The organism is Bradyrhizobium sp. CB1015 (assembly GCF_025200925.1).
GTDB lineage: Bacteria > Pseudomonadota > Alphaproteobacteria > Rhizobiales > Xanthobacteraceae > Bradyrhizobium.
Map to the genome: position 1 here is coordinate 4,390,711 of NZ_CP104174.1, position 23,146 is coordinate 4,413,856.

At 65.9% G+C, this 23,146-nt stretch carries 25 protein-coding genes; 10 read left to right on the plus strand and 15 right to left on the minus strand.

Features of this window, described 5'->3' with window-relative positions:
* Nucleotides 1-73 precede the first annotated feature (73 nt).
* The 3 genes from N2604_RS20165 to der are packed head-to-tail and all read left to right on the plus strand — an operon-like array spanning nt 74 to nt 2,734.
* Nucleotides 74-727: a tetratricopeptide repeat protein gene (locus N2604_RS20165; protein ID WP_260370013.1), complete on the plus strand. Its 654-nt coding sequence runs from the start codon at nt 74-76 to the stop codon at nt 725-727.
* A gap of 31 nt (nt 728-758) precedes the next feature.
* Complete coding sequence (locus N2604_RS20170; protein WP_260370014.1) at nt 759-1,301, plus strand: hypothetical protein; 543 nt, start codon at nt 759-761, stop codon at nt 1,299-1,301.
* A 50-nt stretch (nt 1,302-1,351) separates the two neighbouring features.
* Nucleotides 1,352-2,734 (plus strand): ribosome biogenesis GTPase Der, encoded by a 1,383-nt coding sequence (der, locus tag N2604_RS20175; protein WP_260370015.1) that lies wholly within the window; start codon nt 1,352-1,354, stop codon nt 2,732-2,734.
* A gap of 232 nt (nt 2,735-2,966) precedes the next feature.
* Here der and N2604_RS20180 read toward each other — a convergent pair whose 3' ends face one another.
* From N2604_RS20180 to N2604_RS20210, 7 genes are all read right to left on the minus strand, one after another.
* Nucleotides 2,967-4,190 carry an ABC transporter substrate-binding protein gene (locus N2604_RS20180; RefSeq protein WP_409241636.1) on the minus strand — a complete coding sequence of 408 codons (1,224 nt, stop codon included), beginning with the start codon at nt 4,188-4,190 and terminating at the stop codon, nt 2,967-2,969.
* Nucleotides 4,191-4,456: 266 nt separating this feature from the next.
* A complete protein-coding gene (locus N2604_RS20185) occupies nt 4,457-5,197 on the minus strand; it encodes an SDR family NAD(P)-dependent oxidoreductase (RefSeq protein WP_260370016.1) in 741 nt (246 codons plus the stop codon).
* A gap of 159 nt (nt 5,198-5,356) precedes the next feature.
* Nucleotides 5,357-6,880, minus strand: a complete 1,524-nt coding sequence (purF, locus tag N2604_RS20190) for an amidophosphoribosyltransferase (RefSeq protein WP_260370017.1) — start codon at nt 6,878-6,880, stop codon at nt 5,357-5,359.
* 28 nt (nt 6,881-6,908) lie between these two features.
* Nucleotides 6,909-7,538 (minus strand): CvpA family protein, encoded by a 630-nt coding sequence (locus N2604_RS20195; RefSeq protein WP_158668178.1) that lies wholly within the window; start codon nt 7,536-7,538, stop codon nt 6,909-6,911.
* Between the two features lie 167 nt (nt 7,539-7,705).
* Entirely contained in the window at nt 7,706-9,151 is a 1,446-nt protein-coding gene (gene radA, locus N2604_RS20200) for a DNA repair protein RadA (RefSeq protein WP_260370018.1), read from the minus strand.
* A gap of 71 nt (nt 9,152-9,222) precedes the next feature.
* Nucleotides 9,223-9,618 (minus strand): hypothetical protein, encoded by a 396-nt coding sequence (locus tag N2604_RS20205; protein WP_260370019.1) that lies wholly within the window; start codon nt 9,616-9,618, stop codon nt 9,223-9,225.
* A gap of 46 nt (nt 9,619-9,664) precedes the next feature.
* Nucleotides 9,665-10,384: a sulfite exporter TauE/SafE family protein gene (locus N2604_RS20210; protein ID WP_260370020.1), complete on the minus strand. Its 720-nt coding sequence runs from the start codon at nt 10,382-10,384 to the stop codon at nt 9,665-9,667.
* A 230-nt stretch (nt 10,385-10,614) separates the two neighbouring features.
* On the opposite strand from N2604_RS20210, the gene N2604_RS20215 reads away from it, so the two are divergent.
* Entirely contained in the window at nt 10,615-10,983 is a 369-nt protein-coding gene (locus tag N2604_RS20215; protein WP_260370021.1) for a GFA family protein, read from the plus strand.
* 3 nt (nt 10,984-10,986) lie between these two features.
* On the opposite strand, the gene N2604_RS20220 is transcribed toward N2604_RS20215, so the two are convergent.
* Nucleotides 10,987-11,757 carry an exodeoxyribonuclease III gene (locus tag N2604_RS20220; RefSeq protein ID WP_260370022.1) on the minus strand — a complete coding sequence of 257 codons (771 nt, stop codon included), beginning with the start codon at nt 11,755-11,757 and terminating at the stop codon, nt 10,987-10,989.
* 40 nt (nt 11,758-11,797) lie between these two features.
* Here N2604_RS20220 and N2604_RS20225 point away from each other — a divergent pair, with 40 nt between their 5' ends.
* On the plus strand, nt 11,798-12,013 hold the full coding sequence (locus N2604_RS20225) for a cysteine rich repeat-containing protein (RefSeq protein ID WP_260370023.1): 216 nt from the start codon (nt 11,798-11,800) through the stop codon (nt 12,011-12,013).
* Between the two features lie 157 nt (nt 12,014-12,170).
* On the opposite strand, the gene alr is transcribed toward N2604_RS20225, so the two are convergent.
* Together alr and N2604_RS20235 are read right to left on the minus strand one after the other, a co-directional pair.
* Nucleotides 12,171-13,448 carry an alanine racemase gene (alr, locus tag N2604_RS20230; RefSeq protein ID WP_260376259.1) on the minus strand — a complete coding sequence of 426 codons (1,278 nt, stop codon included), beginning with the start codon at nt 13,446-13,448 and terminating at the stop codon, nt 12,171-12,173.
* 54 nt (nt 13,449-13,502) lie between these two features.
* Nucleotides 13,503-15,008 (minus strand): replicative DNA helicase, encoded by a 1,506-nt coding sequence (locus N2604_RS20235; RefSeq protein WP_260370024.1) that lies wholly within the window; start codon nt 15,006-15,008, stop codon nt 13,503-13,505.
* A 552-nt stretch (nt 15,009-15,560) separates the two neighbouring features.
* Here N2604_RS20235 and N2604_RS20240 point away from each other — a divergent pair.
* Nucleotides 15,561-15,767 (plus strand): transcriptional regulator, encoded by a 207-nt coding sequence (locus N2604_RS20240; RefSeq protein ID WP_260370025.1) that lies wholly within the window; start codon nt 15,561-15,563, stop codon nt 15,765-15,767.
* 105 nt (nt 15,768-15,872) lie between these two features.
* Here the strand turns inward: N2604_RS20240 and N2604_RS20245 are convergent, their stop codons facing one another.
* Nucleotides 15,873-17,123, minus strand: a complete 1,251-nt coding sequence (locus N2604_RS20245; RefSeq protein ID WP_260370026.1) for a cyclopropane-fatty-acyl-phospholipid synthase family protein — start codon at nt 17,121-17,123, stop codon at nt 15,873-15,875.
* 276 nt (nt 17,124-17,399) lie between these two features.
* Here N2604_RS20245 and N2604_RS20250 point away from each other — a divergent pair, with 276 nt between their 5' ends.
* The 3 genes from N2604_RS20250 (at nt 17,400) to N2604_RS20260 (ending at nt 19,504) form a co-directional block, all read left to right on the plus strand.
* Nucleotides 17,400-18,317 carry a hypothetical protein gene (locus N2604_RS20250; RefSeq protein ID WP_260370027.1) on the plus strand — a complete coding sequence of 306 codons (918 nt, stop codon included), beginning with the start codon at nt 17,400-17,402 and terminating at the stop codon, nt 18,315-18,317.
* Nucleotides 18,318-18,428: 111 nt separating this feature from the next.
* Nucleotides 18,429-19,025, plus strand: coding sequence for a TetR/AcrR family transcriptional regulator (locus tag N2604_RS20255; protein WP_260370028.1), 597 nt, complete (start codon nt 18,429-18,431; stop codon nt 19,023-19,025).
* Between the two features lie 11 nt (nt 19,026-19,036).
* The gene (locus tag N2604_RS20260) at nt 19,037-19,504 is read left to right on the plus strand and encodes a PaaI family thioesterase (protein WP_260370029.1); all 468 of its coding nucleotides are present in this window, start codon (nt 19,037-19,039) and stop codon (nt 19,502-19,504) included.
* A 113-nt stretch (nt 19,505-19,617) separates the two neighbouring features.
* Here N2604_RS20260 and rplI read toward each other — a convergent pair whose 3' ends face one another.
* The 4 genes from rplI to rpsF all read right to left on the minus strand — a co-directional run bounded on the left by rplI (nt 19,618) and on the right by rpsF (nt 22,091).
* Nucleotides 19,618-20,217, minus strand: coding sequence for a 50S ribosomal protein L9 (gene rplI / locus N2604_RS20265; protein ID WP_260370030.1), 600 nt, complete (start codon nt 20,215-20,217; stop codon nt 19,618-19,620).
* Nucleotides 20,218-20,268: 51 nt separating this feature from the next.
* Nucleotides 20,269-21,246, minus strand: coding sequence for a DUF2232 domain-containing protein (locus tag N2604_RS20270; protein WP_260370031.1), 978 nt, complete (start codon nt 21,244-21,246; stop codon nt 20,269-20,271).
* Between the two features lie 132 nt (nt 21,247-21,378).
* Nucleotides 21,379-21,618: a 30S ribosomal protein S18 gene (gene rpsR / locus N2604_RS20275; protein WP_007592020.1), complete on the minus strand. Its 240-nt coding sequence runs from the start codon at nt 21,616-21,618 to the stop codon at nt 21,379-21,381.
* A gap of 5 nt (nt 21,619-21,623) precedes the next feature.
* A complete protein-coding gene (rpsF, locus tag N2604_RS20280) occupies nt 21,624-22,091 on the minus strand; it encodes a 30S ribosomal protein S6 (protein ID WP_260370032.1) in 468 nt (155 codons plus the stop codon).
* 348 nt (nt 22,092-22,439) lie between these two features.
* On the opposite strand from rpsF, the gene N2604_RS20285 reads away from it, so the two are divergent.
* Complete coding sequence (locus tag N2604_RS20285; protein ID WP_260370033.1) at nt 22,440-23,144, plus strand: TetR/AcrR family transcriptional regulator C-terminal domain-containing protein; 705 nt, start codon at nt 22,440-22,442, stop codon at nt 23,142-23,144.
* Nucleotides 23,145-23,146 lie beyond the last annotated feature (2 nt).

Genomic DNA, 23,146 nt, shown 5'->3' on the forward strand with positions numbered 1-23,146 from the left:
CGCCACACGGGGACGGGATTCCTGACGCGAACGCCTTGGCGCGCGCACCCGGACGGGTATGGGATTAGCATAAGTGTCTGAATTATTTGACGAAGTCGACGAGGAAGTCCGTCGCGAACAGTTCAAGAAGCTGTGGGACAAGTATTCGATCTACTTCATCGCCCTGATGGTGCTGATCGTGGCCGCCGTCGGCGGCTGGCGCGCCTATCAATATTTCGAGGCCAAGAAAGCCGCCGAGGCCGGCGCCATCTTTGAGAAGGCCGTCGAGCTGTCCGAGCAGGGCAAGCACGAGGACGCCGAGAAGGCCTTCACCGAGCTCGCCGCCAAGGCGCCGTCCGGCTATCGCACCCTGGCGCGGCTGCGCGCTGCGGCCGAGGCCGCGAGCCGCGATCCCAAGGCGGGTGCGAAGATGTATGACGACATTGCCGCCGACCGCAGCATCGGCGGCGAGTGGCAGGACCTGGCCAAGATCCGCGCCGCGGGCCTCCTGCTCGACAGCGCCAGCTACGCCGACATACAGCAGCGGCTGGAAGCTTCCGCCGCGCCAAAATCGACCTTCCGCCACAGCGCCCGCGAGATGCTGGCGCTGTCGGCTTGGCGCAACAACGACATGACCGCAGCCCGCAAATGGCTCGAGGCGATTGACGGAGACGGCGAAACGCCGCCCGGCCTGCGCTCGCGCGCCGAGGCGCTCCAGGCATTGTTGCCACCCGTCGCCAAAAGCTGACGACGGTTCTCTGACGTAACGAGACACCAAGATGCGCCGCACGCCACGCTTGATCGCAGCCGCCGTCCTGATCGCCTTCACCGGCGTCCTGGGCGGCTGCTCCAGCTTCGATCCGAGCGACCTGCTCGACTTCCTCGACACCAAGAAGAAGCTGCCGGGCGACCGCAAACCGGTCTTCCCCGAGGGCGTGCCGGGGCTCGAGCAGGGTGTGCCGAGGGATCTGTACAAAGGCGCGCAGCAGCAGCCTGACCCGAACGCGCCTGCCGTGGCGGCATTGCCTGCGGAGCCGGAGCCGGCCAAGCCGGCGAAGGGGACCAAGGCAAAACATGCCAAGCAGCCCACCACGGCGGCTGCGCCGGCCGAAGCACCCGCCGGCGAGGTCGACGGCGAGGCCCAGCCCGAGGCCGCGCCGGCGACGTCCGCTCCGCCGCCCAAGCACAAGATCGTCCGCAGGCGCACCACCGCGCCGCCGCCGGACCAGCCGGCCCAGCAGGCGCAGCCGACCCAGGCTCCGCAGCGGCAATCGCAGAGCGCCTTCCCGGCACCGCTGCCGAGCGGCAGCTTCTCGCGCTGATATTTTTCGTTGCATTGACAGGCGCAGCCCCGGCAGCGCACGAATGACCGATGTCCTTCACGATCGCCATTATCGGCCGGCCCAATGTCGGCAAGTCGACGCTGTTCAACCGCCTGGTTGGGCAGAAGCTCGCGCTGGTCGATGACCTGCCTGGCGTCACCCGCGACCGCCGCGAAGGCGAGGCCAGGCTCGGTGATCTCCGCTTCACCATCATCGATACCGCCGGCCTCGATGAGGGCGCCAAGGGTTCGCTGACCGCGAGGATGCAGGAGCAGACCGAGACGGCGATCGCGCAGGCCGACGCGCTGTTCTTCGTCATCGACGCCCGTATCGGCCTGACGCCGACCGATCGCGCCTTCGCCGATTTCGCCCGCAAGGCCAACAAGCCGGTGCTGCTGGTCGCCAACAAGAGCGAGGGCAAGCACGGCGATGCCGGCGCGATGGAAGCGTTCGCACTCGGCCTCGGCGATCCCATTCAGATCTCGGCCGAGCACGGCGAGGGCATGGGCGAACTCTACGACGCGCTCGCCGGGCTGATGCCCGAGCCCGTCGACGAGGATGAGGACGAGGATGATGCGGAGCTTTCCGAGGAAGAGGCCGCCACGCGTCCGATCCGGGTCGCCATCGTCGGCCGGCCCAATGCCGGCAAGTCGACGCTGATCAACCACCTGCTCGGCGAGGAGCGCCTGCTGACGAGCCCCGAGGCCGGCACCACGCGCGACTCCATCGCCGTCGAGATCAACTGGAAGGGCCGCGACTTCCGCGTGTTCGACACCGCGGGCCTGCGCCGGCGCTCGCGCATCGAGGAGAAGCTGGAGAAGCTCTCGGTTGCGGACGCGCTGCGCGCGGTGCGCTTTGCCGAAGTCGTCGTGCTGATGATGGACACGCAGAACCGCTTCGAGGAGCAGGACCTGCGCATTGCGGACCTGATCGAGCGCGAGGGACGGGCGGTCGTGCTCGCCGTCAACAAATGGGACCTGATGGAGACCAGGGGCGGCGGCGCGATCTCGGGCCTGCGCCGCGACGCCGACCATTGGCTGCCGCAGCTCAAGGGCGTGCCCATCGTCGCCGTCTCGGGCCTGATGGGCGAGGGCATCGATCGCCTGATGCAGGCGATCCAGGACGCCTATGCGATCTGGAACAGGCGCGTGCCGACCTCAGCGCTCAATCGCTGGTTCGAGCAGGCGATCCAGGCCAACCCGCCGCCCGCGGTCTCCGGCCGCAGGCTGAAGCTGAACTACATCACCCAGACCAAGGCGCGCCCGCCGAGCTTCGTGCTGTTCTGCTCGCGCGCCGACGCCGTGCCGCAATCCTACTTGCGCTATCTCACCAATTCCATGCGCGAGACCTTCGAGCTGCCGGGCACGCCGGTGCGCATCACGCTGCGCGAGAAGGCCAATCCCTTCGCGCATAAGCGCAAGCGGCCGTCGTGAGCGACGGTGCCGGCGAGGCGGTGGTGCAGGACGCTGGTTGCGACGAAGACAGTCTCGTAGGGTGGGCAAAGCGAAGCGTGCCCACCGCGTCTTGAGCCGTGGAAACAGATGGTGGGCACGGCGCTTAGGCGCCTTTGCCCACCCTACAGCTTGAGCTCATCGTCATTCCGGTCCGGTGCTGCGGGATCGCTTCGCGGTCCCGTGCGCACCATCCCGGCATGACGCTACGCGGTCACTTCTTCACCAGCGGGCAGTCGCTGTCCTTGAGCGGCTTGGCCGCATCTTCCGGCGCGATGGTGGCGACCAGCTTGTAATAGTCCCACGGCCCCTTCGACTCCTCGGGCTTCTTCACCTCGAACAGATAGGCGGGGATGAGGCGGCGTCCGTCCTGGCGCAGCGGGCCCTTGCCGAACAGCGGATCGTCGGTCGGCAGCTCCTTCATCTTGGCAACGACCTTGGCGCCGTCACGCGGATTGCTGCCGAGCGCGTCCATCGCCTTCAGGTAATGCAGAATCTCGGCATAGAGGCCCGCAACCGTCATCGAGGGCATCGAGCCCTTGGGCGAGACCTTCTGGAAGCGCTTCGACCATTCGCGGGTCTGGTCGTTAAGATCCCAATAGAAGGACTCGGTGAAGGTCAGGCCCTGCGCGGTCTTCAGGCCGAGCGAGTGCACGTCGTTGATGAACAGCAGCAGCGCGGCGAGCTTCTGGCCGCCCTGGACGATGCCGAACTCGGCGGCCTGCTTGATCGCGTTGGTGGTGTCGCCGCCCGCATTGGCAAGGCCGATGATCTTGGCCTTGGAGGACTGCGCCTGGAGCAGGAAGGAGGAGAAGTCCGCCGTGTTCAGCGGATGCTTGACGCCGCCGAGCACCTTGCCGCCGGTCGCGGTGACGACCGCGCCGGTGTCGCGCTCCAGCGCATGGCCGAAGGCATAATCCGCGGTGAGGAAGAACCAGCTGTCGCCGCCCGCCTTGGTCAGCGCCTTGCCGGTGCCGTTGGCGAGCATGTAGGTGTCATAGGTGAAGGACACGGTGTTGGGCGTGCAGGCCTTGCCGGTGAGGTCGGCAGTGGCCGCACCCGAATTGAGCAGCACCGCATTCTTTTCCTTGACGAGGTTGCTTACCGCGAGCGCGACGCCGGAGCTCGGCGTGTCCGCGATGGCGTCGACCTTGTCGGCGTCGATCCATTGCCGGGCGATGTTGACGCCGATGTCGGGCTTGTTCTGGTGATCGCCGGAGAGCACCTCGATGGTCCAGCCCTTGGCCTTCAGGCCGGAATCCTCGACCGCCATCTTCACTGCCGCGACCGAGTTCGGGCCGCCGATGTCGGCATAGAGGCTCGACATGTCGTTGAGCACGCCGATCTTGATGGTCTTGTCTTGCGCGAAGGCGGATGTGGCAAAGCCGAAAGCGGCACAGGCCAGAAGAGCCGCGGTGCGGCGTGCGGGCATCGTCATAAAAGGCTTCCTCCATTGTCAAATATGCGGACGGCTCTCTGCGGGAGCCTTGTTCCAATCGACGCTCTACCGTGTCCCACGGCTGACGGCAATGCACCTAAAGCCGGATGACGCTGCGTCGTAGCGTCATCCTTCGGTTAACTTTTGGGCAAAATGCGTTGAGACGCTATGTCAGCGCGTGCGATGTCAGCGTGAATGTCTGAATGCGCTTTCCGCTATCGACCACGGCGGTATGGCCGTGCCCCCGGCATGGCGTTCGAGGGCAATCAGGCCGGCGCGCGGAAGCTCATCAGGGTGCGGGTCTTGTAGTCGTAGAATTTGCCGGTCTCGGTCCAGTCGGGCGCGCATAGCGGCACGATGAATTCTGCGACCTGCTCGGGCGTGTCGAGCGTTGCCGGATCCTCGCCGGGCATCAGGGTGGCGCGCATGCGGGTGCGGACCGGGCCGGGATTGAACAAATTGACGCGCAGCTTGGTGTTCGCAGTCTCGTGTGCCCAGGCGCGCGCCAGCGTCTCCAGTGCGGCCTTGGACGCGGCGTAGGGGCTGACATAAGCGGTCGCCTTGTTGGCGGCACCCGAGGTGATGAACACGGCGCGGCCGGCATCGGACTGCTTCAGCAGCGGCTCCATACAGCGGATCAGCTGGAAGTTCGCCGAGACGTTCACCGCCATCACGTCGGTGAAGGTCTTCAGCTCGATATGGCCGATCGGCGAGGACGGGCCGAGCACGCCGGCATTGCCGACAAGAATATCGAGCTTGCCGTAGCGCTCGTGCAGGCCGGCGCCGAGACGCGCGATGCCGTCGGAATCGGTGAGGTTGAGCGGCACCAGGGTGGCGCTGCCCCCCTCTTTCCGGATCTCGTCGTCGAGCTCTTCCAGCCCTCCTTGCGTACGCGCCACCGCAACGATGTGCGCGCCGGCTTTCGCCAATGCCTTGGCGGTGGCGAAACCGATGCCGCGCGAGGCGCCGGTGACGAGAGCGATGCGGTCAGCGAGGGGCTTGGTCATGGCGGGGTTTTACAGCCGTGGACGGCCGGGACAAGCCCCCGCATGGTCGTCATTCCGGGGCGATGCGAAGCATCGAACTATGGTGCGCAATTGCGCACCTGAGAATCTCGAGATCCCGGGTTCGGTCCTCTGGACCGCCCCGGGACGACGCCTTCGCCGTCAGCTCGCCTCCGCCAGCAGCGACAATTGCCGCGGCTGCGGCTCGGTCTGGGTCTGGTCGGTGAGGTGGGTCGGATAGACGCCGGTGAAGCAGTGATCCGCAAACTTTGGATTGGCGGGATCGCGGCCGGGCTCGCCCATGGCGCGGTACATGCCGTCGATCGACAGGAAGGCGAGTGAGTCCGCGCCGATGAGCTCGCGCATCTCCTCCAGCGAATGCGTCGCGGCCAGGAGGCCGCCGCGGTCGGGCAGGTCGATGCCGTAGTAGTCAGGGTAGAGGATCGGTGGCGAGGCGAGGCGGAAATGCACCTCCTTGGCGCCGGCATCGCGCATCATGCGCACGATCTTCTTCGAGGTGGTGCCGCGCACCAGGGAGTCGTCGATCAGGATGATGCGCTTGCCTTCGATCGCGGCGCGGTTGGCCGAGTGCTTCATGCGCACGCCGGATTCGCGGATCGCCTGCGTCGGCTGGATGAAGGTGCGGCCGACATAGTGGTTGCGGATGATGCCGAGCTCGAACGGCACGCCGGAATACTGGCTGTAGCCGACCGCGGCCGGCACGCCGGAATCCGGCACCGGCACCACGACGTCGACCGGAACGTGGCTCTCGCGCGCGAGCTGCGCGCCGAAATTCTTGCGCACCTCGTAGACCGAGCGGCCGTGCACGATGGAATCCGGCCGCGAGAAGTAGATGTATTCGAAGATGCAGGGGCGCGGCGCCATCGGCGGGAACGGCTTGTGGATGTCCTGGCCGTTCTCGTCGAACACGATGACTTCGCCGGGCTCGATGTCGCGCACGAAACGCGCGCCGATGATGTCGAGCGCGCAGGTCTCCGAGGTCAGGATCGGGCAGCCGTCGAGCTCGCCGAGCACGAGCGGGCGGATGCCGCGCGGATCGCGCGCGCCGACCAGCTTCTTGTTGGTGAGCGAGACCAGCGCATAGGCGCCTTCGATCTCGCGCAGCGCGTCGATATAGCGCTCGATGAAGCGGCTGCGCCTCGAGCGCGCCACCAGATGCAGGATCACCTCGGTGTCGGAGGTCGACTGCATCATCGCGCCGTTCTTGACGAGCTCGCGGCGCAGCGTCAGGCCGTTGGAGAGGTTGCCGTTGTGGGCGACCGCAAGGCCACCGGCATTGAGCTCGGCGAACAGCGGCTGCACGTTACGCAGGATGGTCGCGCCTGTGGTGGCGTAGCGGACATGGCCGACTGCGACACTGCCGGGCAGGCGGTCGATCACTTCGCGGCGGGAGAATGTGTCGCCGACGAGGCCGAGGCGGCGTTCGGAATGGAAGCGGTTGCCGTCGTAGGAGACGATGCCGGCGGCCTCCTGGCCGCGGTGCTGCAGGGCGTGAAGGCCGAGCGCGGTGATGGCGGCCGCATCGGGATGGCCGTAGATGCCGAAGACGCCGCATTCCTCGCGCAGCGTATCGCCTTCCAGATCGTCCTGAAGCTCGAGTGCGGCCGGGCCTGGACCGGCGTCTGGATCGAGATCAAGCAGGGCGTCCTGGTCAGGGTGTCGCATCTGGTTCTCGCCTCTCTCTAGGGCTCTATCAACGCGCCGCAGGTTTCTCGATCAGCTTTTTCATGCCGTCACGAGCCGATTTACTGTACCCGTCGCCACTGCCCGAAGGCTGCTGCTCGGATTCAGCTTGATCATCATCTGGTTTGTTTTTCTTGAATCTCTTCAAGATGGTGTTCTCGGGGTCGTCAGGCAAGAGGGCCATCAGCCAATCGCCGGTTCCCTGCAGCACGACGCGGGACTTGGCCCCGGTGACCCAGTCGGGGCGCTGCTTGTCCGGCACCAGCCAGGTGAAGAACAGGAACGCGACCACGACGATCAAAAGCCCGCGAGCCAGCCCAAACAGGAAGCCGAGGGTGCGATCCAGCGCGCCGATCCGCGAATCCAGGATCATGTCGGAGATCCGGACCGTGATGACGGAGACCACGACCAGGGTGCCGACGAACACGCCCGCGACCACGACCACGCTCGCGACCGTGTCGTTGTTGAAATAGGTCTTGGCGGTCGGCAGCAGCTTCGAGAAGGAATACAGCGTCACGATTGCCGCCGCACCCCAGGCCGCGATCGACAGGATTTCGCGCATGAAGCCGCGGACCATGGCGAGCAGGCCCGAAATCAGCATCACACCGAGCAGGATCAGGTCGAGGAGTGTTACTGGCATCGGCTGGTCTGGTCCGCTCGTACTTCAAAGGTGCTCTAGCGAATCGGTGTTTGGCCGCTGCCCTAAAAGAAGGGCAGACGGCGTTCCCGGCAAGGCCGCAACCACGCAATCCCATGCTGCTTTTGTGACGGCTGTATAGCGGCGAGGGCCTCCGCCGTCACCTCCACCTACCCCTCTCCGCGGCGGAATCTTGCCGGTGTGGCATTTTTCTCTGGCTGCGCGCTGGATTCGCCCCGGCGGGAGCCCCGGGCTGCGATCTCGGCGACCAATGTCGTCAGGCTGTTCACCGCGTTCAGGGACAGTCCGGCGTCGCCGCCCGCATCGCCCCGTGCCGATTCGGGCAGCACCGCGCGCTGGAAGCCGAGCTTTGCCGCCTCCTTCAGCCGGGCCGCGGTCTGCGCCACCGGGCGCACCACGCCCGACAGCGAGATTTCGCCGAAATAGACGGCATCGGTAGGTAACTGCGCATTAACCAGCGATGAAACCAGTGCAGCGGCGGCGGCGAGATCGGCCGCCGGCTCGTGGATGCGCAGTCCGCCGGCAACATTCAGATAGACGTCGTGGCCGGACAGTTTGACCCCGCAATGGGCCTCCAGCACCGCCAGCACCATCGAGAGCCGGCTCGGATCCCAGCCGACCACGGCCCGGCGCGGGGTGCCGAGCGAGGTCGGGGCCACCAGTGCCTGCAATTCGACCAAAACGGGCCTCGTGCCTTCGATGCCGGCGAAGACGGCGGTGCCGGGCGTGCCGAGATCGCGCTCCGACAGGAACAGCTCGGACGGGTTGGTGACCTCGCGCAGGCCGAGGCCCGTCATCTCGAACACGCCGATCTCGTCGGTCGGGCCGAAGCGGTTCTTCACCGCGCGCAGGATGCGGAATTGCTGCGAGCCTTCGCCCTCGAACGACATCACCGCATCGACCATGTGCTCGACCACGCGGGGTCCGGCGATCTGGCCGTCCTTGGTGACGTGGCCGACCAGGATGATGGCAGCCCCGGTCTTCTTGGCGAAGCGGATCAGCGCCTGGGCCGAGGCGCGCACCTGCGTCACCGTGCCGGGCGCCGATTCCACCGTGTCGGTCCACATGGTCTGGATCGAGTCGATCACGATCAGCCGGGGCACCGCGCCCTCCGACAGCGTCGAGACGATGTCCTCGACCGAGGTCTCGGCCGCGAGCTGCACCGGCGCGTCCGACAGCCCGAGCCGCTCGGCGCGCAGGCGCACCTGGGCGACCGCCTCTTCGCCGGAGATGTAGACGACGCGGTGGCCGCCTCGCGCCAGCAGGCTGGTCGCCTGCGTCAGCAGCGTCGACTTGCCGATGCCGGGATCGCCGCCGACCAGCAGCACCGAGCCGCGCACGAAGCCGCCGCCGGTGACGCGGTCGAGCTCGGTCATCCCGGAGGACAGGCGCGGCGCGTCCGGACTCTTGCCGGCGAGACTCTCCAGCGCGAACGTTCGGCCCTTGCGCCTGGAGCGGATCGAGACCGGCACGCTGCCGCTGGTGTCTTCTTCCGCCAGCGTATTCCACTCGCCGCAGGACTCGCACTTGCCCTGCCAGCGGTTATAGGCCGCGCCGCAGTTCTGGCAGACGAAGGACAGCGTGGATTTGGCCATGGGGAGAGCGAGTCGTTGCTTCGTTCAGCGTGCTTAGCACGATCAGAGATGGGAGTGCGAAGCGTTCCGCGCTACCGCGCTCTCGGCAACTCGTCCTTGCGCTTGCACCGCAGGTAGGGCTTCCCGTCGATCTTGATCGTGCCGTTCGCGCCGGGCGCCAGCCTGATCGTGACCGTGCTGCCGTTCGTGCCCTTGGTGTAGTCGTCCCAGAACTCGAAGCAGGTGGCGGACAGCACGAGGGCGTCGCCCGCCGGAACCCTGCGGTCGATGCGGCAGTGGTTCTCGTATCGGTCGATCAGGGGTGCCGGCTTGCCCTTGATGACGTTGTCGAGGTCGATCATCGTCTTGCTGTCCGGGCCGTCCTTGTCGCGGCAATCTTTTTTCGTCGAGGCCCACAGGCCGTCGAATGGCTGCGCGGCGAGCGCCGGCTGCATTGAGAAGAGGATGACGCCGGCGGCGGCGATCATGGCAACGATGCGCATGCACTGGTGTCCTTTACCCGGGGGAGCGCAGTCAGAACGCATTGAACAGCATCGTCAAGCCGGCCGTCAGCATGATGCCATCCATCAGCAGCCGAAACTTCTCCGGCTTGAGGTGCAGCACGAAGCGCTTGGCGATGAAGGCGCCAAGCATCAGCGATGAGCCCGCGATCAGTCCCTTGATGAAGACCTCCCCGGTCAGGGCGCCGAAACGCTCGAAGGTCACCGACTTCGCGAAATAGAGCCCGAGCGAGGAGGCCGCTTCGGTGGCGAGGAAGGCGCCCTTGGACAGGCCGTAGAACAGGAACAGCGGCACGCTGAGCGGCCCGGTCGAGACCACGATGCCGGTGAGATAGCCGATCACCGCGCCGCCGATCGCAAGATGCCAGAGATTGGCCTTGAGATCGTGCCGCGCCAGAAAGTGCCGCACCGGCACCATCGCGATCAGGAAGATGCCGATGGTGAGATCGACTGCATGCGAGGGCAGTGCCAGCAGCGTTCGCGCGCCGAGCGCAGCCGCCGGAATGCCGGTGACCGAATAGGCCGCGCAGGCCCGCCAATCGACCTCGCGCCACCACGCCAGGATCCGCGAAAAATTCGCCATCACGGAGGCCACCGCCATGATCGGCACCGCCTCCTTCGGCCCATAGGCATAGACCAGCACCGGCATCAGCATGATCGACGAGCCGGTGCCGACGATGCCTGAGATGGTGCCGGCGATGAGGCCGACGGTGAGGACGAACAGGAAGGCCAAAGGGAGCGCTCCGGGAATCGGGGCAGTCTAGCCGCGGCCAGGGGTAAGGGCGATGCGCGCCAGGCGGGGACAGCTATTCGGTGGTGCGTTAAGTCATTGAGAAGACAGGGCTCGGCTACTGTGCATGGGGTTGTTTTTCATGTTCTTGTTTTGGGGCATCCCGCTGCTGACAGCATGTTGGCAGCAGGGGCGGGCTACGACCACCTCCTGACAAAAGGGGAGAGCGGATCATGCCGATCGAGGCAAGCTGTCATTGCGGTGAGACGGTGTTCGAGGTGACGGAGGCGCCTTCGAGCGTGACGCGCTGCACCTGCACTCTCTGCGCCAAGCGCGGCGCGCTGTGGGCCTATTACAAGCCGGCGCAGTTTCGCCTGCTGTCGCCGCCAGAGAACGTCGCGACCTATCTCTGGGGCAGCCGCACCGTCAAACACCATTTTTGCGCGTCTTGCGGCTGCGGCACCTATTCGGAGTCGCCGGACTGGTCGAGCGGCAAGCCCGATTTCGACAATCCCAAGGTCGCCGTCAACGCGCGACTGTTCGACGATTTCGATTTGGAGGCCGTGCCGGTGAACGTCATTGACGGCAGGAATTTGTGGTGAGGGTCACCGCAACACCACCCACGCCGGCGCGTGGTCGCTCGCGCCATCCTCGCCGCGGATCTTCTTGTCGACGCCGGCCTTCGTTAACCGTGAGGCCAAGGCAGGGCTAAGCAGGAGATGGTCGAGCCGCAGGCCCGCATCGCGCGGCCAGCGGTTCCGCATGTAGTCCCAGAACGTGTAGATGCGCTTGTGCGGATGCAATTCGCGGATCGCGTCGCACCAGCCTTGCTCGACCAGCGCGGCAAAGGCGGCGCGGCTCTTCGGCTGGATCAGCGCATCCTTGTCCCAAGAGCGCGTCGGATAGATGTCGATCTCATCAGGCGCGACGTTGTAGTCGCCGGCGAGCACCACCGGCAGGTCCTGCTTGATGAAGGTCTTGGCGTGGCGCCGCAGCCGCGCGAACCAGTCGATCTTGTAGTCGAATTTCGGTCCCGGCTGCGGATTGCCGTTCGGCAGGTAGATGCTGGTGACGACGATGCCGCGCACGGCCGCTTCGATGTAGCGCGCTTCGAGATCGGCAGGCTTTCCCGGCAACCGGTCGCGCGTCAGCACGGGCTCGGCATTGCGGGCGAGGATGGCAACGCCGTTCCAGGCCTTTTGTCCACGCCACACCGCGCCATAGCCGGCCTTTTCGATGGCGGCCGCCGGAAATTCGCCATCACTTGCCTTCAACTCCTGAAGCGCGACGACATCGGGCTTCGCCGCGCGCAGCCATGCCAACAAATTGGGCAGGCGGCGGTTGATGTTGTTGATGTTGAATGTCGCGATCTTCATGTAGAGCTACCGGCTCCTGCCTTCCGTCCTCGGAGATACAATGTCCAAGTTGAGCTTTGCCGCTACTGTATTCGTCGTCGCGTTCTCCGGGGCCACGGCACAGTCAGCCGAAACGCGCGGCGCGTGCAAGGCGGACTACGACAAATTCTGCGCCGGCATCGCGCCGGGTGGCGGCATCGTCGCCTGTCTCAACGCCAAGCGCGACCAGCTCAGCGCCACCTGCAAGACAGCGCTGGACAGCAGAAAGAAGAAATAATCCTCGCGTCCCGGACGCGCGAAGCGCGAGCCGGGCCAGAAGGCCACACGGGATACTGTTGAAAGATGGGCCCCGGCTCTGCAGCGCATCGCTGACCGGACGATGCTTCGCATCGCCGGCATAGCGCTGCACTGCGTCCGGGTCACGAGAGCGTCGTCTAGCTCGGCAGCGGCGGCAACGCCGGCGGCTGCTCGATCGGCGGCGGGGTGGGCGGCTGCCCGGCGTTCGACGCGGGCTCCGGCTTCGTCAGCGGCTCCTCGACATTGCCGCCCTTGTAGACGCGGGCATAGCGGTGGCCGAGGCTGGTCAGCACCTCATAGCCGATCGTGCCGAAATGGTGCGCGAGCTCGTCGACGGTGATGCCTTCGCCGAGCAGCGTCACCATGTGGCCGCGCCGCACCGCGTTCGGCGGCAGATCGGTGATGTCGATCGCGATCAGGTCCATGGAGATGCGGCCCGCGACAGGGCAGCGCTTGCCGGCCACGATGACCTCGGCGCCACGGGTGCCGTCATTGGAGCTGGCGGCGCGGAAATAGCCGTCAGCATAGCCGACCGCGATGATCGCCAGTTTCGTCGGCCGGCGCGCGGTCCAGGTGCCGCCATAGCCGACGGTCTCGCCGCGATCGATGGTGCGGATCTGCACGATGCGCGCCTTGAGGTCGACCACCTGCTGCATCGGATTGTCGGCCTCCGGCGTCGGGTTGACGCCGTAGAGCGCAGCTCCCGGCCGCACCAGGTCGAACTGGAAGGGCGCGCCTAGGAAGATACCGGAGGAGTTGGCGAGCGCCGCCGGCACGCCTGTGAACTCGCTGGCGATGCTGCGGAAGGCCGCGAGCTGTCTGGCATTGATCGGGCTGTTGAGCTGCTCGGCCGAGACCAGATGGCTCATCACCAGCGTGATGCCGTGATCGCCGGCATTGATGCGGGGGATGATGGCCTGCGCTTCCGACAGCGTCAGCCCGAGCCGGTTCATGCCGGTGTCGATGTGAATAGCAGCACCCCCGTTCCAGCCGGTGCGGCGGCAGAACACGTCCCATTCGGCGAGCTCGTTGAGATCGCCGATCACCGGACGGCAATTGATCGTGGCGTAGTGCTCGCCGGTGTTCTGGAAGTAGCCGCCGAGCACGTAGATCGTGGGCTCCGGAACGGCGGCCCGCACCTTGCGCGCTTCCTCGATGGTGGCGACGAAGAAGGTCTTGCAACCGGCTTTGCTCAGGGCTCGCGACACTTGCTCGGCGCCGCAGCCATAGGCGTCGGCCTTGATCACCGCCGAACATTCGGCCGGCACCGCCGTCTTCTCGAGCTTGCGCCAATTGGCGATGATCGCGTCGAGATCGACGGTCAGCACGCCGCCATAGGCCGCGAGCGCGGCAGCCTGGTTGGCCTCCGCGGAGAGTGGGCCGGATTGCGGGATCGATTTCGGGGCGGACGCCATTGTCATGGCGCCGTTTTACGCAAGAGGCCGCCGCCGTTCAACCCGGGGAACAAGCTAGTAGTCGCTGCGATCCGGGATCTGGCCGTCATGCGCGAGATCGCCGAAGCGCGTGACCGAGGAATCGAAGTGCAGCTCGACGGTGCCGGTCGGACCGTGGCGCTGCTTGCCGATGATGACTTCGGCGCGCCCCGCCGTGCGTTCCATGTCGGCCTGCCATTTGGCATGTTCTTCGGTGCCGGGGCGCGGCTCCTTCATGGCGAGGTAATATTCCTCGCGGAACACGAACAGCACGACGTCGGCGTCCTGCTCGATCGAGCCGGATTCACGCAGGTCCGACAGCTGCGGCCGCTTGTCGTCGCGCGATTCCACCTGACGCGAGAGCTGCGACAGCGCGATCACGGGAACGTTGAGCTCCTTGGCGAGGGCCTTCAGGCTGGTCGTGATCTCCGTGATTTCCTGCACGCGGCTGTCGCTGGCGCGCTTGCCCGAGCCGGAGAGCAGCTGGATGTAGTCGATCACCAGGAGATCGAGACCCTTCTGACGCTTGAGCCGGCGTGCGCGCGCCATCAGCTGCGCGATCGAGAGGCCGCCGGTGGCGTCGACGTAGAACGGCAGCGATTGCAGCTCGATCGAGACCTGCCGGATCTTCTCGAAATCGGCCTCCGAAATGCCGCCGCGGCGGATGTGGGAGGAGGGGATGCCGGTGCGCTCGGCCACGATACGCGTGGCGAGCTGGTCGGCCGACATTTCGCAGGAGAAGAAGCCGATCACGCCGCCGTTGGCGGCCTTCATGGTTCCGTCGGCCTGAAGCTCCGGCACGTAGGCTTGCGCGACGTTATAGGCGATGTTGGTCGCCAGCGAGGTCTTGCCCATGCCGGGGCGTCCCGCGACGATGATGAGGTCGGAGGGCTGCAGGCCGCCCATCTTGGTGTCGAGATCGCGCAGGCCCGTCGAGATGCCCGACAGCTTGCCGTCGCGCTGGAACGCCTTGGCCGCGAGATCGACCGCGACGGTGAGGGCCTGCGAGAATTTCTGAAAGCCGCCGTCGTAGCGGCCGGACTCGGCGAGCTCGTAGAGGCGGCGCTCGGCGTCCTCGATCTGCGCCCGCGGCGCAAAGTCGACCGGCGCGTCATAGGCGACGTTGACCATGTCCTCGCCGATGCCGATCAGGTCGCGGCGCAACGACAGATCGTAGATGGTCCGGCCATAATCCTGGGCGTTGATGATGGTGGTGGCTTCGGCCGCAAGCCGCGCCAGATATTGGCCGATGGTCATGCCGCCCACATCGGTATCGGCGGGCAGGAACGTCTTCAGCGTGACCGGGGTGGCGATCTTGCCCATCCGGATCAGGCTGCCGGCGGTCTCGAAGATGGTCTGGTGCAGCGGCTCGAAAAAATGCTTCGCCTCCAGAAAGTCGGAGACGCGGTAGAAGGCGTCGTTGTTGACCAGGATCGCGCCCAGAAGGCTCTGTTCCGCCTCGATATTGTGCGGCGCGCTCCGATAGGCGGGAGTTCCGGCATCGGGCGCGAGTTTGAGAACGTTCGAATCAGTCAGTGCCATGGTCGGACGTGCTTAGCAATTTTCTTGGGCGGATGCGGGGCCGGGATAAAGCGCCGCCGCAGGTCAAAGCGGAAGCAAAAGCTGACCGCTATCAACCGCTCAGTTAAAATGGTGGATGATTGGCAGCCGCAGCATGCGCCGCGCTTGACTGGATTTTCGCCGAACTCGCTCGTCCCAAAGGGGCGGCGGTCGCGCCATGGAAAAATCCTCAAACCCATGAACCCTGTCGGCTGGCGCGCAGACCTATGGAGAGGCGCGCGAAATGACGCACGCGGGCCGGATTCGGCTCGGCTTCAGACCAGCAGGAGGTAGACCAGCGCAACCAGGGCCGCCCCAACGCCGGTGACGATCAGGGCGTAATCGGTGCGGAGGTCGTCCTGCACGTCGAATGAGGTTTGGGTCTCTTTGCTCATGGCGACGGTCTAAGCCAGGCCCGACCGGACTTATGTGAAACAGATCACATCTCCCCGGATTCTTTCGGGGGTCATGCCGGAACAGGCGGACGGGCGGGGGGTTATCTCATTCCCCGCCGACAGGGATACGAGGCGAGCGATGCAGCCAGAACGGCAGCACCAGAACTGGCGAAGCGAGGCAGCCAGCCGGCTTTGGCTGTCGGGGCTGATCGCGGCCATGAAGCACGCGGAGCGGCCCGAGGTGCGTCGCCAGCCGGTCGCACCCGAAATCCTGCTGGAATTGCGGGCGCAATTGGCGTTAACGGCTTCTTTCCGGGCGTCCGGGATTTCGACGCTTCGTCACTAGAGCATGATCCGGAAAAGTGTGGTTTTCCGAAAGATCATGCTCAAACAATAACCTGAAGCGTGATGACGATTCATCCCAATCGCATTGCGCTTTAGCATCCGGACCCTATTCACCAGCCAGCTTGAGCCTCGGCATGGCCGCGCCCTCCCGCGCACGCAGCCGGGCTTCCTCCCGCGGGATATAGTCGCGGGTCATCGGCACCACCCCCTGGCGACGGGTGAGCTGGATCTGGAGGTTCATCATGGCTTGCTTGCGGAACGTCATCTCGCAGGCCGCCAGGTAGAATTCCCACATCAACGCGAAGCGCTCGTCGTAGAGCTGCACGGCTTCCTCGCGCCGCGCCATGAAGCGCTCCCGCCAGGCCTTCAGCGTCTCGGCGTAGTGCAGGCGCAGAATCTCGATGTCGCAGACCAGCAGGCCCGCGCGCTCGATCGCCGGCAGCACCTCGGACAGGGCGGGGATGTAGCCGCCGGGGAAGATATATTTGGCAATCCAGGGATTGGTCGAATCCGGGCCCTGCGAACGGCCGATCGAATGCAGCAGCATGACGCCGTCTTCCTTCAGCAGTTCGGCGCAGCGCTGGAAGTAGGCGTCGTAGAACCTTGCCCCGACATGCTCGAACATGCCGACGGAGACGATGCGGTCGAACGTACCGTCGACGTCGCGATAATCCTGGAGCAGGAATCTGGCCGAGCCGGACAGGCCCTTCTCGGCGGCGCGCGCATTGGCGACCTGCAGCTGCTCGGTCGACAGCGTGACGCCCGTGACATCGGCGCCCGCAATCTCGGCGAGATAGAGCCCGAGGCCGCCCCAGCCGGAGCCGATGTCGAGCACGCGCTGGCCGTCCCTGACGAGAAGCTTCGCGGCAATGTGCCGTTTCTTGGCAAGCTGCGCGTCGTCCAGCGACATCTCGGGCGTCTCGAAATAGGCGCAGCTGTATTGCTTGTCGGCATCGAGAAACAGCGAATAGAGCCGGCCGTCGAGATCGTAATGATGCGCGACGTTTTGACGGGAGCGGGGGCGGGGATTGAACTGCTTGAGGTGCCGCGTCAGGTAGCGCAGGTGCCACCATGGCTTTGCCCATTGCGGCAATAGGTCGGGTTGATCGAGCAGGATCGCGAGGGCATCCGCTATGCTGCCGCGCTCGACCACGAACTCGCCGTTCATGTAGGCCTCGCCCAGCCCCAGCTCGGGATTGATGAGGACCTTCCGCTCGGCGTCCGCGGTGACGAAGCGGACCGCGACCGGCTCTCCGGAGCCGTCGCCGACGGTGAACTTCGATCCGCTGGCGCTGGTCACCGTCAGCGACCCGCGGCGGATGAATTGAGACAGGAATCGACGCAACAGACGGTCCATCGGCACTCCTCTCGAGCGAACCCGAAAGATGCGACTAACCCGGCCTTCATATCTGACGCCCAGGCGCCGCAGCGGTTCCTATGCGTTTGCATCTAAATCTAGCGAGCCGGTTCCGGCCGCGCTATTGCACTGTATTCAAAGTAGATATTCGAAAACCGCTTAACCACATCCTTGCGCGGGGACCTGCTTCCATTCGCGGCTCAATCGGTTAAAAGGTGACCGCCGCCGCGCCGGATGCCGGCTGCTTCGCAGTAAAATTCAACGGAGATCATGGGAATGTCGAGCCGAGCGCTCAGCCTCGCGACGGTGATGCTTCTGATTGGCTTCGGTGCAGCCGATTCCGTTCTTGCGCAGGCGACGAACCTCGAGGCCGGCAAGACCCCGTCCCAGCTGTTCGCGCAGACCTGCAATGCCTGCCACAAGAGCCCGCGCGGACTGCTGAAGTCCGTGTCGCCCGGCTCGCTGCCGGGTTTCCTGCGCCAGCACTACACCACGAGCTCGGACATGGCGGGCGTCCTCTCTGCCTACCTGGTCTCCAACGGGGCCACCGACACCCGCTACCAGGCCAAGGACGCCAAGAAGGACGGTGCCTCGCCTGAGCAACAAGGCCGACGCCAGCGTGCGCAGGAGGCCGCCAGGCCTGAGGGCGAGGGCGCCACTCCGGCCGCCGAGGGCACGCGCCAGAAGCGTGCCGCACGGTCGGCCGAGGACGGCGCGAGACCGGAGGGACAGGCCGCGCCCGAGGCACGCAAAGGCAAGCGGCGCGCCAAGCCTGGGACCGAGGAAGCCCCGAAGGTCGATGCCGCTGCACCGGCGGCCGACGACAAGAAGAGCGAGCCGAAGCCGGAGGCCGTCAGGCCTGACAGCGCCAAGGCCGAGCCCGACAGCGGCAAGGCATCGGAGAAGCCGGTCGAGGCCAAGCCTGATACCGCGAAGGTCGAGCCGCGCAGCGACGCTCCGGCATCGCGACCCGACCCGGTCCCGCAGGTGACGCCGGCTGCACCTGCCGCCGCCAAGCCTGCCGAGCCGGCGGCGCCAAAGCCGGCGGAAGAGGCTGCTTCCAGGCCGGCCGCGCCCGCAGCCAGCTCCGAGCCAGTGGCCAGGCCACAGCCGGCCCCGCCCGCGACCGCTGCAACCCCGCCTGCGGCGCCGGCCGAGTCCTCCGGTCCGCCGGCACCGCCGATCTCGCGCTAACTCCCTTACCGTCCTTAAACGGACATGCGGAGGCCGTCTTGAAAGCCGGCCTCCGCGTCGTGTTGACCTCTTCTGGAGTATTACTCTAGAGTAACACTCCAGGAGGCTTCGATGGCAGCGAGCGTGCGAGACGATCTGTTGACAGCCGGGCTGATGGTGTTCGACCGCGTCGGCTTCGAGGCCGCGACGGTGGCCGCGATCCGCACCCGGGCGCGCGCCTCCAACGGCAGCTTCTTCCACGTCTTCGGCTCGAAGAAGGAGCTCGCCGGTGCATTGTTTCTGGAGGTTCTGCGGCACTATCACGCCGCGGTCCTGGCCGCGCTCGATCCCGTCCCCGACGCGGAACAGGGCATCGATCGCCTGATCCGGGCGCATCTCGATTGGGTCGTCACCAGCCGGCGCGAGGCGCGCTACCTCTTCGAGATCTCGCGCAGCGAATGGAGCGAGGACGTGCGTGAGGCCCAGCGGGCGCAGAATGCGCGGCTTGCCGAAGGCATCGAGCGCTGGCGCGCGCCGCTGGTCGCAAGCGGCGAACTTCTGCCGATGACGCCGGTGATGTTCATCAGCCAGCTGATCGGTCCGGCGCAGATCTTCTGCCGCGCCTTCCTGTCGGGGCGCGACCGCACAGATCCGCGCATCGAGGCGGACACGCTGATCGCCTGCGCCAATCGTGCGCTGAGGCCGTTCGATCGCATCAACAAGCAATAAGGGGAGACCGCATGCGGGCCGAAGCTGATCCGGAATTTGCGCCGATTGCCGAGCGCATCCACGCCAATGTCGGCCGGCAGGGTTTCATGAACCTGGTCGGCGCCGAGCTCTCCGAATTGTCGCGCGGCAACTGCACCATCGCCGTGGAGCGCCGGCCGGAGCTGTTACAGCAGCACGGCTTCTTCCACGGCGGCGTCACCGCCTTCCTGGTCGACAACGCCACGACGATCGCAGCCGCCACGTCGCGCGGCCAGCCGGCGCTGACGGCGGAATACAAGCTCAATCTGTTGTCGCCCGCGGCCGGCGAGAAGCTGATCTGCCGCGCCCGGGTGATCAAGCCCGGCCGCCAGGTCGCCGTGGTCGCGGCCGACGTGTTCTGCGTCAGCGACGGCGTCGAGAAGCACACGGCAACGGCGCTGGCCTCGATTGCGATGTTGAGCGAAGACGTCGCTGCGAAAGCGAAAAGCCCGGCCGCGTGAGGCAGCCGGGCTGATCCATATCTCGTCATTCCGGGGCGATGCGAAGCGAGAGTCCGGAATCTCGAGATACCGGGTCTGGTCCTTCGGACCATCCCGGAATGACGACATTGGAGTTACTTCTCTTCCGCAGCCGGTGCCGGCGCGACGTCGTCGTGCTGGGCTTCCGGATCGAAGAACTCGCCGGCGGCGGCGATCGCCTCGGCGGCCGCGTCGCGATCCTCGTTGCGGGTCGAGATGTCCTCGCCGCGGTTGATGCGCTCGGCCTCGTCCTGGCTGCGCGCGACCGTCACGGTGATCTCGACCTCGACCTCGGGGTGAACGGCAACGGTGACCGTGTGCTTGCCGATGGTCTTGATCGGCGCGTCGAGCTGCACCTGCGGGCGGTCGAGATGGACGCCGTCGGTTTCGAACGCCATGACGATGTCGCGCACCGTGACCGAGCCGAACAGCTGGCCGGCCTCGGAGGCCTGGCGGATCACGATGATGTTCTTGCCCTCGATCTTCTCGGCGACCTTGGACGCTTCGCCCTTGGCCTTGAGGTTGCGCGCTTCGAGCTCGGCCTTCATGCCGTCGTACTTGGCCCGGTTGTCGGCGGTGGCGCGCAGCGCCTTGCCGCGCTTGAGCAGGAAATTGCGGGCGTAGCCGTCGCGAACCTTCACGACTTCGCCCATCTGGCCGAGCTTGTTGACGCGTTCCAGCAAAATGACTTCCATATTCGTTCTCCTTTTGAAGTGCTCTCTAAGGTTTCAGTTTCGGGGTTGAACTCAAGGGGTAGGCAGTGGTGGCGGCTGCCGGCTGCGCAGGAAGCGCTCGCGCAAGCCGAACACGGCATCCGCAAGCCCGAGGATCACCATCGCGATCACGGGCCATCCGAACACGACGACGGCGGCGTAGGTCGAGCCGAGCCAGAACGTGCGGCCGTTCAGCGCGAGCGTCAGCGTATGCAGCACGGCGAAACCGGCCAGCGCATAGCTCATCAGCAGCGCGGCAGTGGCGATCTGCGCCACGATGGCAAGCAGCCCACCGGTGAAGCAGAAGGCGAGCGAGATGCACAGCACCACCAGCGTCATCTGCGGCAGCTCGGTGGACTTGAGATCCGGCCAGGGGCGGCGCAGCCGGCCCGATGTCGCGGTCACCTTGGCGCTGAGCCAGAGGTTGAGAGTCAGCGTCATGGTCGCAGCGATGGTGGCGGCGGCCGGTGCGATGCGCACCAGCGCGTCGACGAACTGACTGGCTTCGCCCGAAGTTTGCGGGTCGGTGGCGCGCAGGACGCGCATCAGGCCGCGGCGCAACGTGCCGGTGATGGTCTCCGCGTCGGTCCCAAGCGTGAGCAGAGCGGCCATCGTGGTCAGCGTGGCGAAGCCTGCGATCCAGAGCAGGATGCGGCCGACCGGGTACCACTCGATGTCCGGCTCCGCGGCGGGCGCGGTGCCGGTGGCGGGCGCTGTGCTTCCCACCTGCCGCCCGAGCAGGACGAGATGGCCAAGCCACCACGCCGGCAATGCGACGGTGACGGCGAAGGCGATGCAGTAGGGCAGGCCGAACAGGGCGCCAAGGCCGATCGCGGCAACGATGCCGCCGAGGCTCGCGCAAAGTGGGCCCCAGCCGATCGCCGCGACCATCAGAGGGAGCGGAGCGAGATAGAACAGGACGAGCGAGATCAGCGCGCCCGAAATGATCGAGGCGAACATCAGGGCCGACGCAGTGCCGGCGATCAGGGCTATCAGTCCAAAAGCCATCATCAGCTGTCCCGCTCCCTTCGAGCGGTTAGAGGCGTCGTTTGCCCCAACCATCGGCGACCGGACGACCGGAAGCCTTATGAGTTCGAAAAGTCGCGACCGGCGGCGCAACGTCCGCCGGTCGAATTGGTCGTATCAGCGAATGACGTAGGGCAACAGGCCCAGGAAGCGCGCGCGCTTGATGGCGCGGGCGAGCTCACGCTGCTTCTTCGCGGACACCGCGGTGATGCGGCTCGGCACGATCTTGCCGCGCTCGGAGACGTAACGCATCAAGAGCTTGGAGTCCTTGTAGTCGATCTTTGGAGCATTGGCGCCCGTGAACGGGCAGCTCTTGCGACGACGGAAAAACGGGCGGCGTGCACCAGCTTCAGCCATGATTCTTACTCCCCATCCGTGTTTTCAGCTTCCTCACGCGGGCGGCGCGGGCCGCGATCGCCGCGGAAACCGCCCTCGCGGTCGCCACGGAAGCCGCCTTCGCGCTCACCGCGGAAGCCGCCGCCACGGTCGTCACGCTCGCGGTCGCGATCGGCCTTGCGCATCATCGCGGACGGGCCTTCCTCGAGCTCCTCGACGCGGACGCTGAGATAGCGGATGACGTCCTCGCTGATGCGCTCCTGGCGCTCGATCTCGGCGATCGCCGCGGACGGCGCGTCGATGTTGAGCAGCACGAAGTGCGCCTTGCGGTTCTTGTTCATGCGGTAGGTGAGGGAGCGCACGCCCCAATTCTCGGTCTTGGTGATCTTGCCGCCGAGACCTTCGACGATACCGGTCATCTGCGCAGTCAGCTCTTCGACCTGCTGCGGGCTCGCGTCCTGACGCGCGAGAAAAACATGCTCGTAAAGAGGCATGGTCGTCCTTTCCTCATGTTGGCGCATCGCCCGGCGTCAAACCCTTAAGAGGCCTTCGGAAAGGACTCTGGGATCAAGCTCAGAAGGCGGAAACACGGGACGACGGGCCGACTGGCCCTGCCACACCAAAATCACGAATGATTTGCTGAGACCGTCCGTTCAGCTCCCGGCCGGGGTCTGCGGATGAGCGCCTTATACGGATTTTGCCCGGCTTTGCAAGGTTGGAGGGTATTTTCAAGCCGAGCTGGATCCGTTCCTCTGACGGCAGCCAGACCCATCCTCCAATACCAAAATTCGGCTTGATCTATTTGTTTGTATGACATACAAATAGATCAGCGGAGAGGTCCCATGGCGGAAACGTCGGCCGATGCGCCGCTCGGAGCGGCGGGCGACCACAAGCACGCCGCGCGCGCGACGCGCTCGGCCGGCCGCAAGATGCGGTCGCTGCTGCTGGATGCTGCGAGCCCGCTGTTCCGGGAGCGGGGGCTGTCCGGCACGGCGATCACCGATATCGCGGCCGCCGCGAACGCGTTCCCGAGCCAGATCACCTATTACTTCCGCACCAAGGAGGCGCTGTTCGTCGAATGCGCCTGCCGCGATCTGTTGTACCTGGCGCGGGCCACCGAGCAGGCCGCGCTGAAGGCGCGCACGCCCGGGGAATATACCCGCGCGCTGGCCGAGACCGTGACCGCGAGCGATTCGGTAACCTTCTTCGCCGAGGCGCTGACGCTGACGCGGCGTCGGCAGGATCTCGCGCCACTGGTGGAGCGCACCATCGAGCGCCTGCACAGCGAGGGTACGCGCGCTTATGCGGGGCAGGTCGAGCGGCACGGCTGGCGCTCGCTGCGCGCGCCCGACGAAAGCTCGCGGCGCTTCTGGGCGGTCGCCGTAGGCGTCATTCTCGAAGGCTATGCGATGGGCCGTTCGCCCGAGGCGCTCTGCGCCGAGATGCTGCGCGTGCTGGGCGAGCAGGCGAAATCCACTGAAGACATTGGGCGCTTGCGTCTCGTCGAGGCGCGCGAGGCATCCGACAATTCGAATGGAGAGGGTTAGGC

Bases quoted from the DNA above. Each gene is read 5' to 3' on its own strand.
- der (WP_260370015.1), top strand. From the start codon at position 1,352: ATGTCCTTCACGATCGCCATTATCGGCCGGCCCAATGTCGGCAAGTCG.
- radA (WP_260370018.1), bottom strand. From the start codon at position 9,151: ATGGCCAAATCCACGCTGTCCTTCGTCTGCCAGAACTGCGGCGCGGCC.
- rpsR (WP_007592020.1), bottom strand. From the start codon at position 21,618: ATGGCTGAAGCTGGTGCACGCCGCCCGTTTTTCCGTCGTCGCAAGAGC.
- N2604_RS20285 (WP_260370033.1), top strand. From the start codon at position 22,440: ATGGCGGAAACGTCGGCCGATGCGCCGCTCGGAGCGGCGGGCGACCAC.
- rpsF (WP_260370032.1), bottom strand. From the start codon at position 22,091: ATGCCTCTTTACGAGCATGTTTTTCTCGCGCGTCAGGACGCGAGCCCG.
- N2604_RS20185 (WP_260370016.1), bottom strand. From the start codon at position 5,197: ATGACCAAGCCCCTCGCTGACCGCATCGCTCTCGTCACCGGCGCCTCG.
- N2604_RS20260 (WP_260370029.1), top strand. From the start codon at position 19,037: ATGCGGGCCGAAGCTGATCCGGAATTTGCGCCGATTGCCGAGCGCATC.
- N2604_RS20225 (WP_260370023.1), top strand. From the start codon at position 11,798: ATGTCCAAGTTGAGCTTTGCCGCTACTGTATTCGTCGTCGCGTTCTCC.
- N2604_RS20255 (WP_260370028.1), top strand. From the start codon at position 18,429: ATGGCAGCGAGCGTGCGAGACGATCTGTTGACAGCCGGGCTGATGGTG.
- N2604_RS20270 (WP_260370031.1), bottom strand. From the start codon at position 21,246: ATGATGGCTTTTGGACTGATAGCCCTGATCGCCGGCACTGCGTCGGCC.
- N2604_RS20250 (WP_260370027.1), top strand. From the start codon at position 17,400: ATGTCGAGCCGAGCGCTCAGCCTCGCGACGGTGATGCTTCTGATTGGC.
- N2604_RS20235 (WP_260370024.1), bottom strand. From the start codon at position 15,008: ATGGCACTGACTGATTCGAACGTTCTCAAACTCGCGCCCGATGCCGGA.
- N2604_RS20240 (WP_260370025.1), top strand. From the start codon at position 15,561: ATGCAGCCAGAACGGCAGCACCAGAACTGGCGAAGCGAGGCAGCCAGC.
- N2604_RS20220 (WP_260370022.1), bottom strand. From the start codon at position 11,757: ATGAAGATCGCGACATTCAACATCAACAACATCAACCGCCGCCTGCCC.
- N2604_RS20245 (WP_260370026.1), bottom strand. From the start codon at position 17,123: ATGGACCGTCTGTTGCGTCGATTCCTGTCTCAATTCATCCGCCGCGGG.
- N2604_RS20195 (WP_158668178.1), bottom strand. From the start codon at position 7,538: ATGCCAGTAACACTCCTCGACCTGATCCTGCTCGGTGTGATGCTGATT.
- N2604_RS20170 (WP_260370014.1), top strand. From the start codon at position 759: ATGCGCCGCACGCCACGCTTGATCGCAGCCGCCGTCCTGATCGCCTTC.
- purF (WP_260370017.1), bottom strand. From the start codon at position 6,880: ATGCGACACCCTGACCAGGACGCCCTGCTTGATCTCGATCCAGACGCC.
- N2604_RS20180 (WP_409241636.1), bottom strand. From the start codon at position 4,190: ATGACGATGCCCGCACGCCGCACCGCGGCTCTTCTGGCCTGTGCCGCT.
- N2604_RS20205 (WP_260370019.1), bottom strand. From the start codon at position 9,618: ATGATCGCCGCCGCCGGCGTCATCCTCTTCTCAATGCAGCCGGCGCTC.
- alr (WP_260376259.1), bottom strand. From the start codon at position 13,448: ATGGCGTCCGCCCCGAAATCGATCCCGCAATCCGGCCCACTCTCCGCG.
- rplI (WP_260370030.1), bottom strand. From the start codon at position 20,217: ATGGAAGTCATTTTGCTGGAACGCGTCAACAAGCTCGGCCAGATGGGC.
- N2604_RS20215 (WP_260370021.1), top strand. From the start codon at position 10,615: ATGCCGATCGAGGCAAGCTGTCATTGCGGTGAGACGGTGTTCGAGGTG.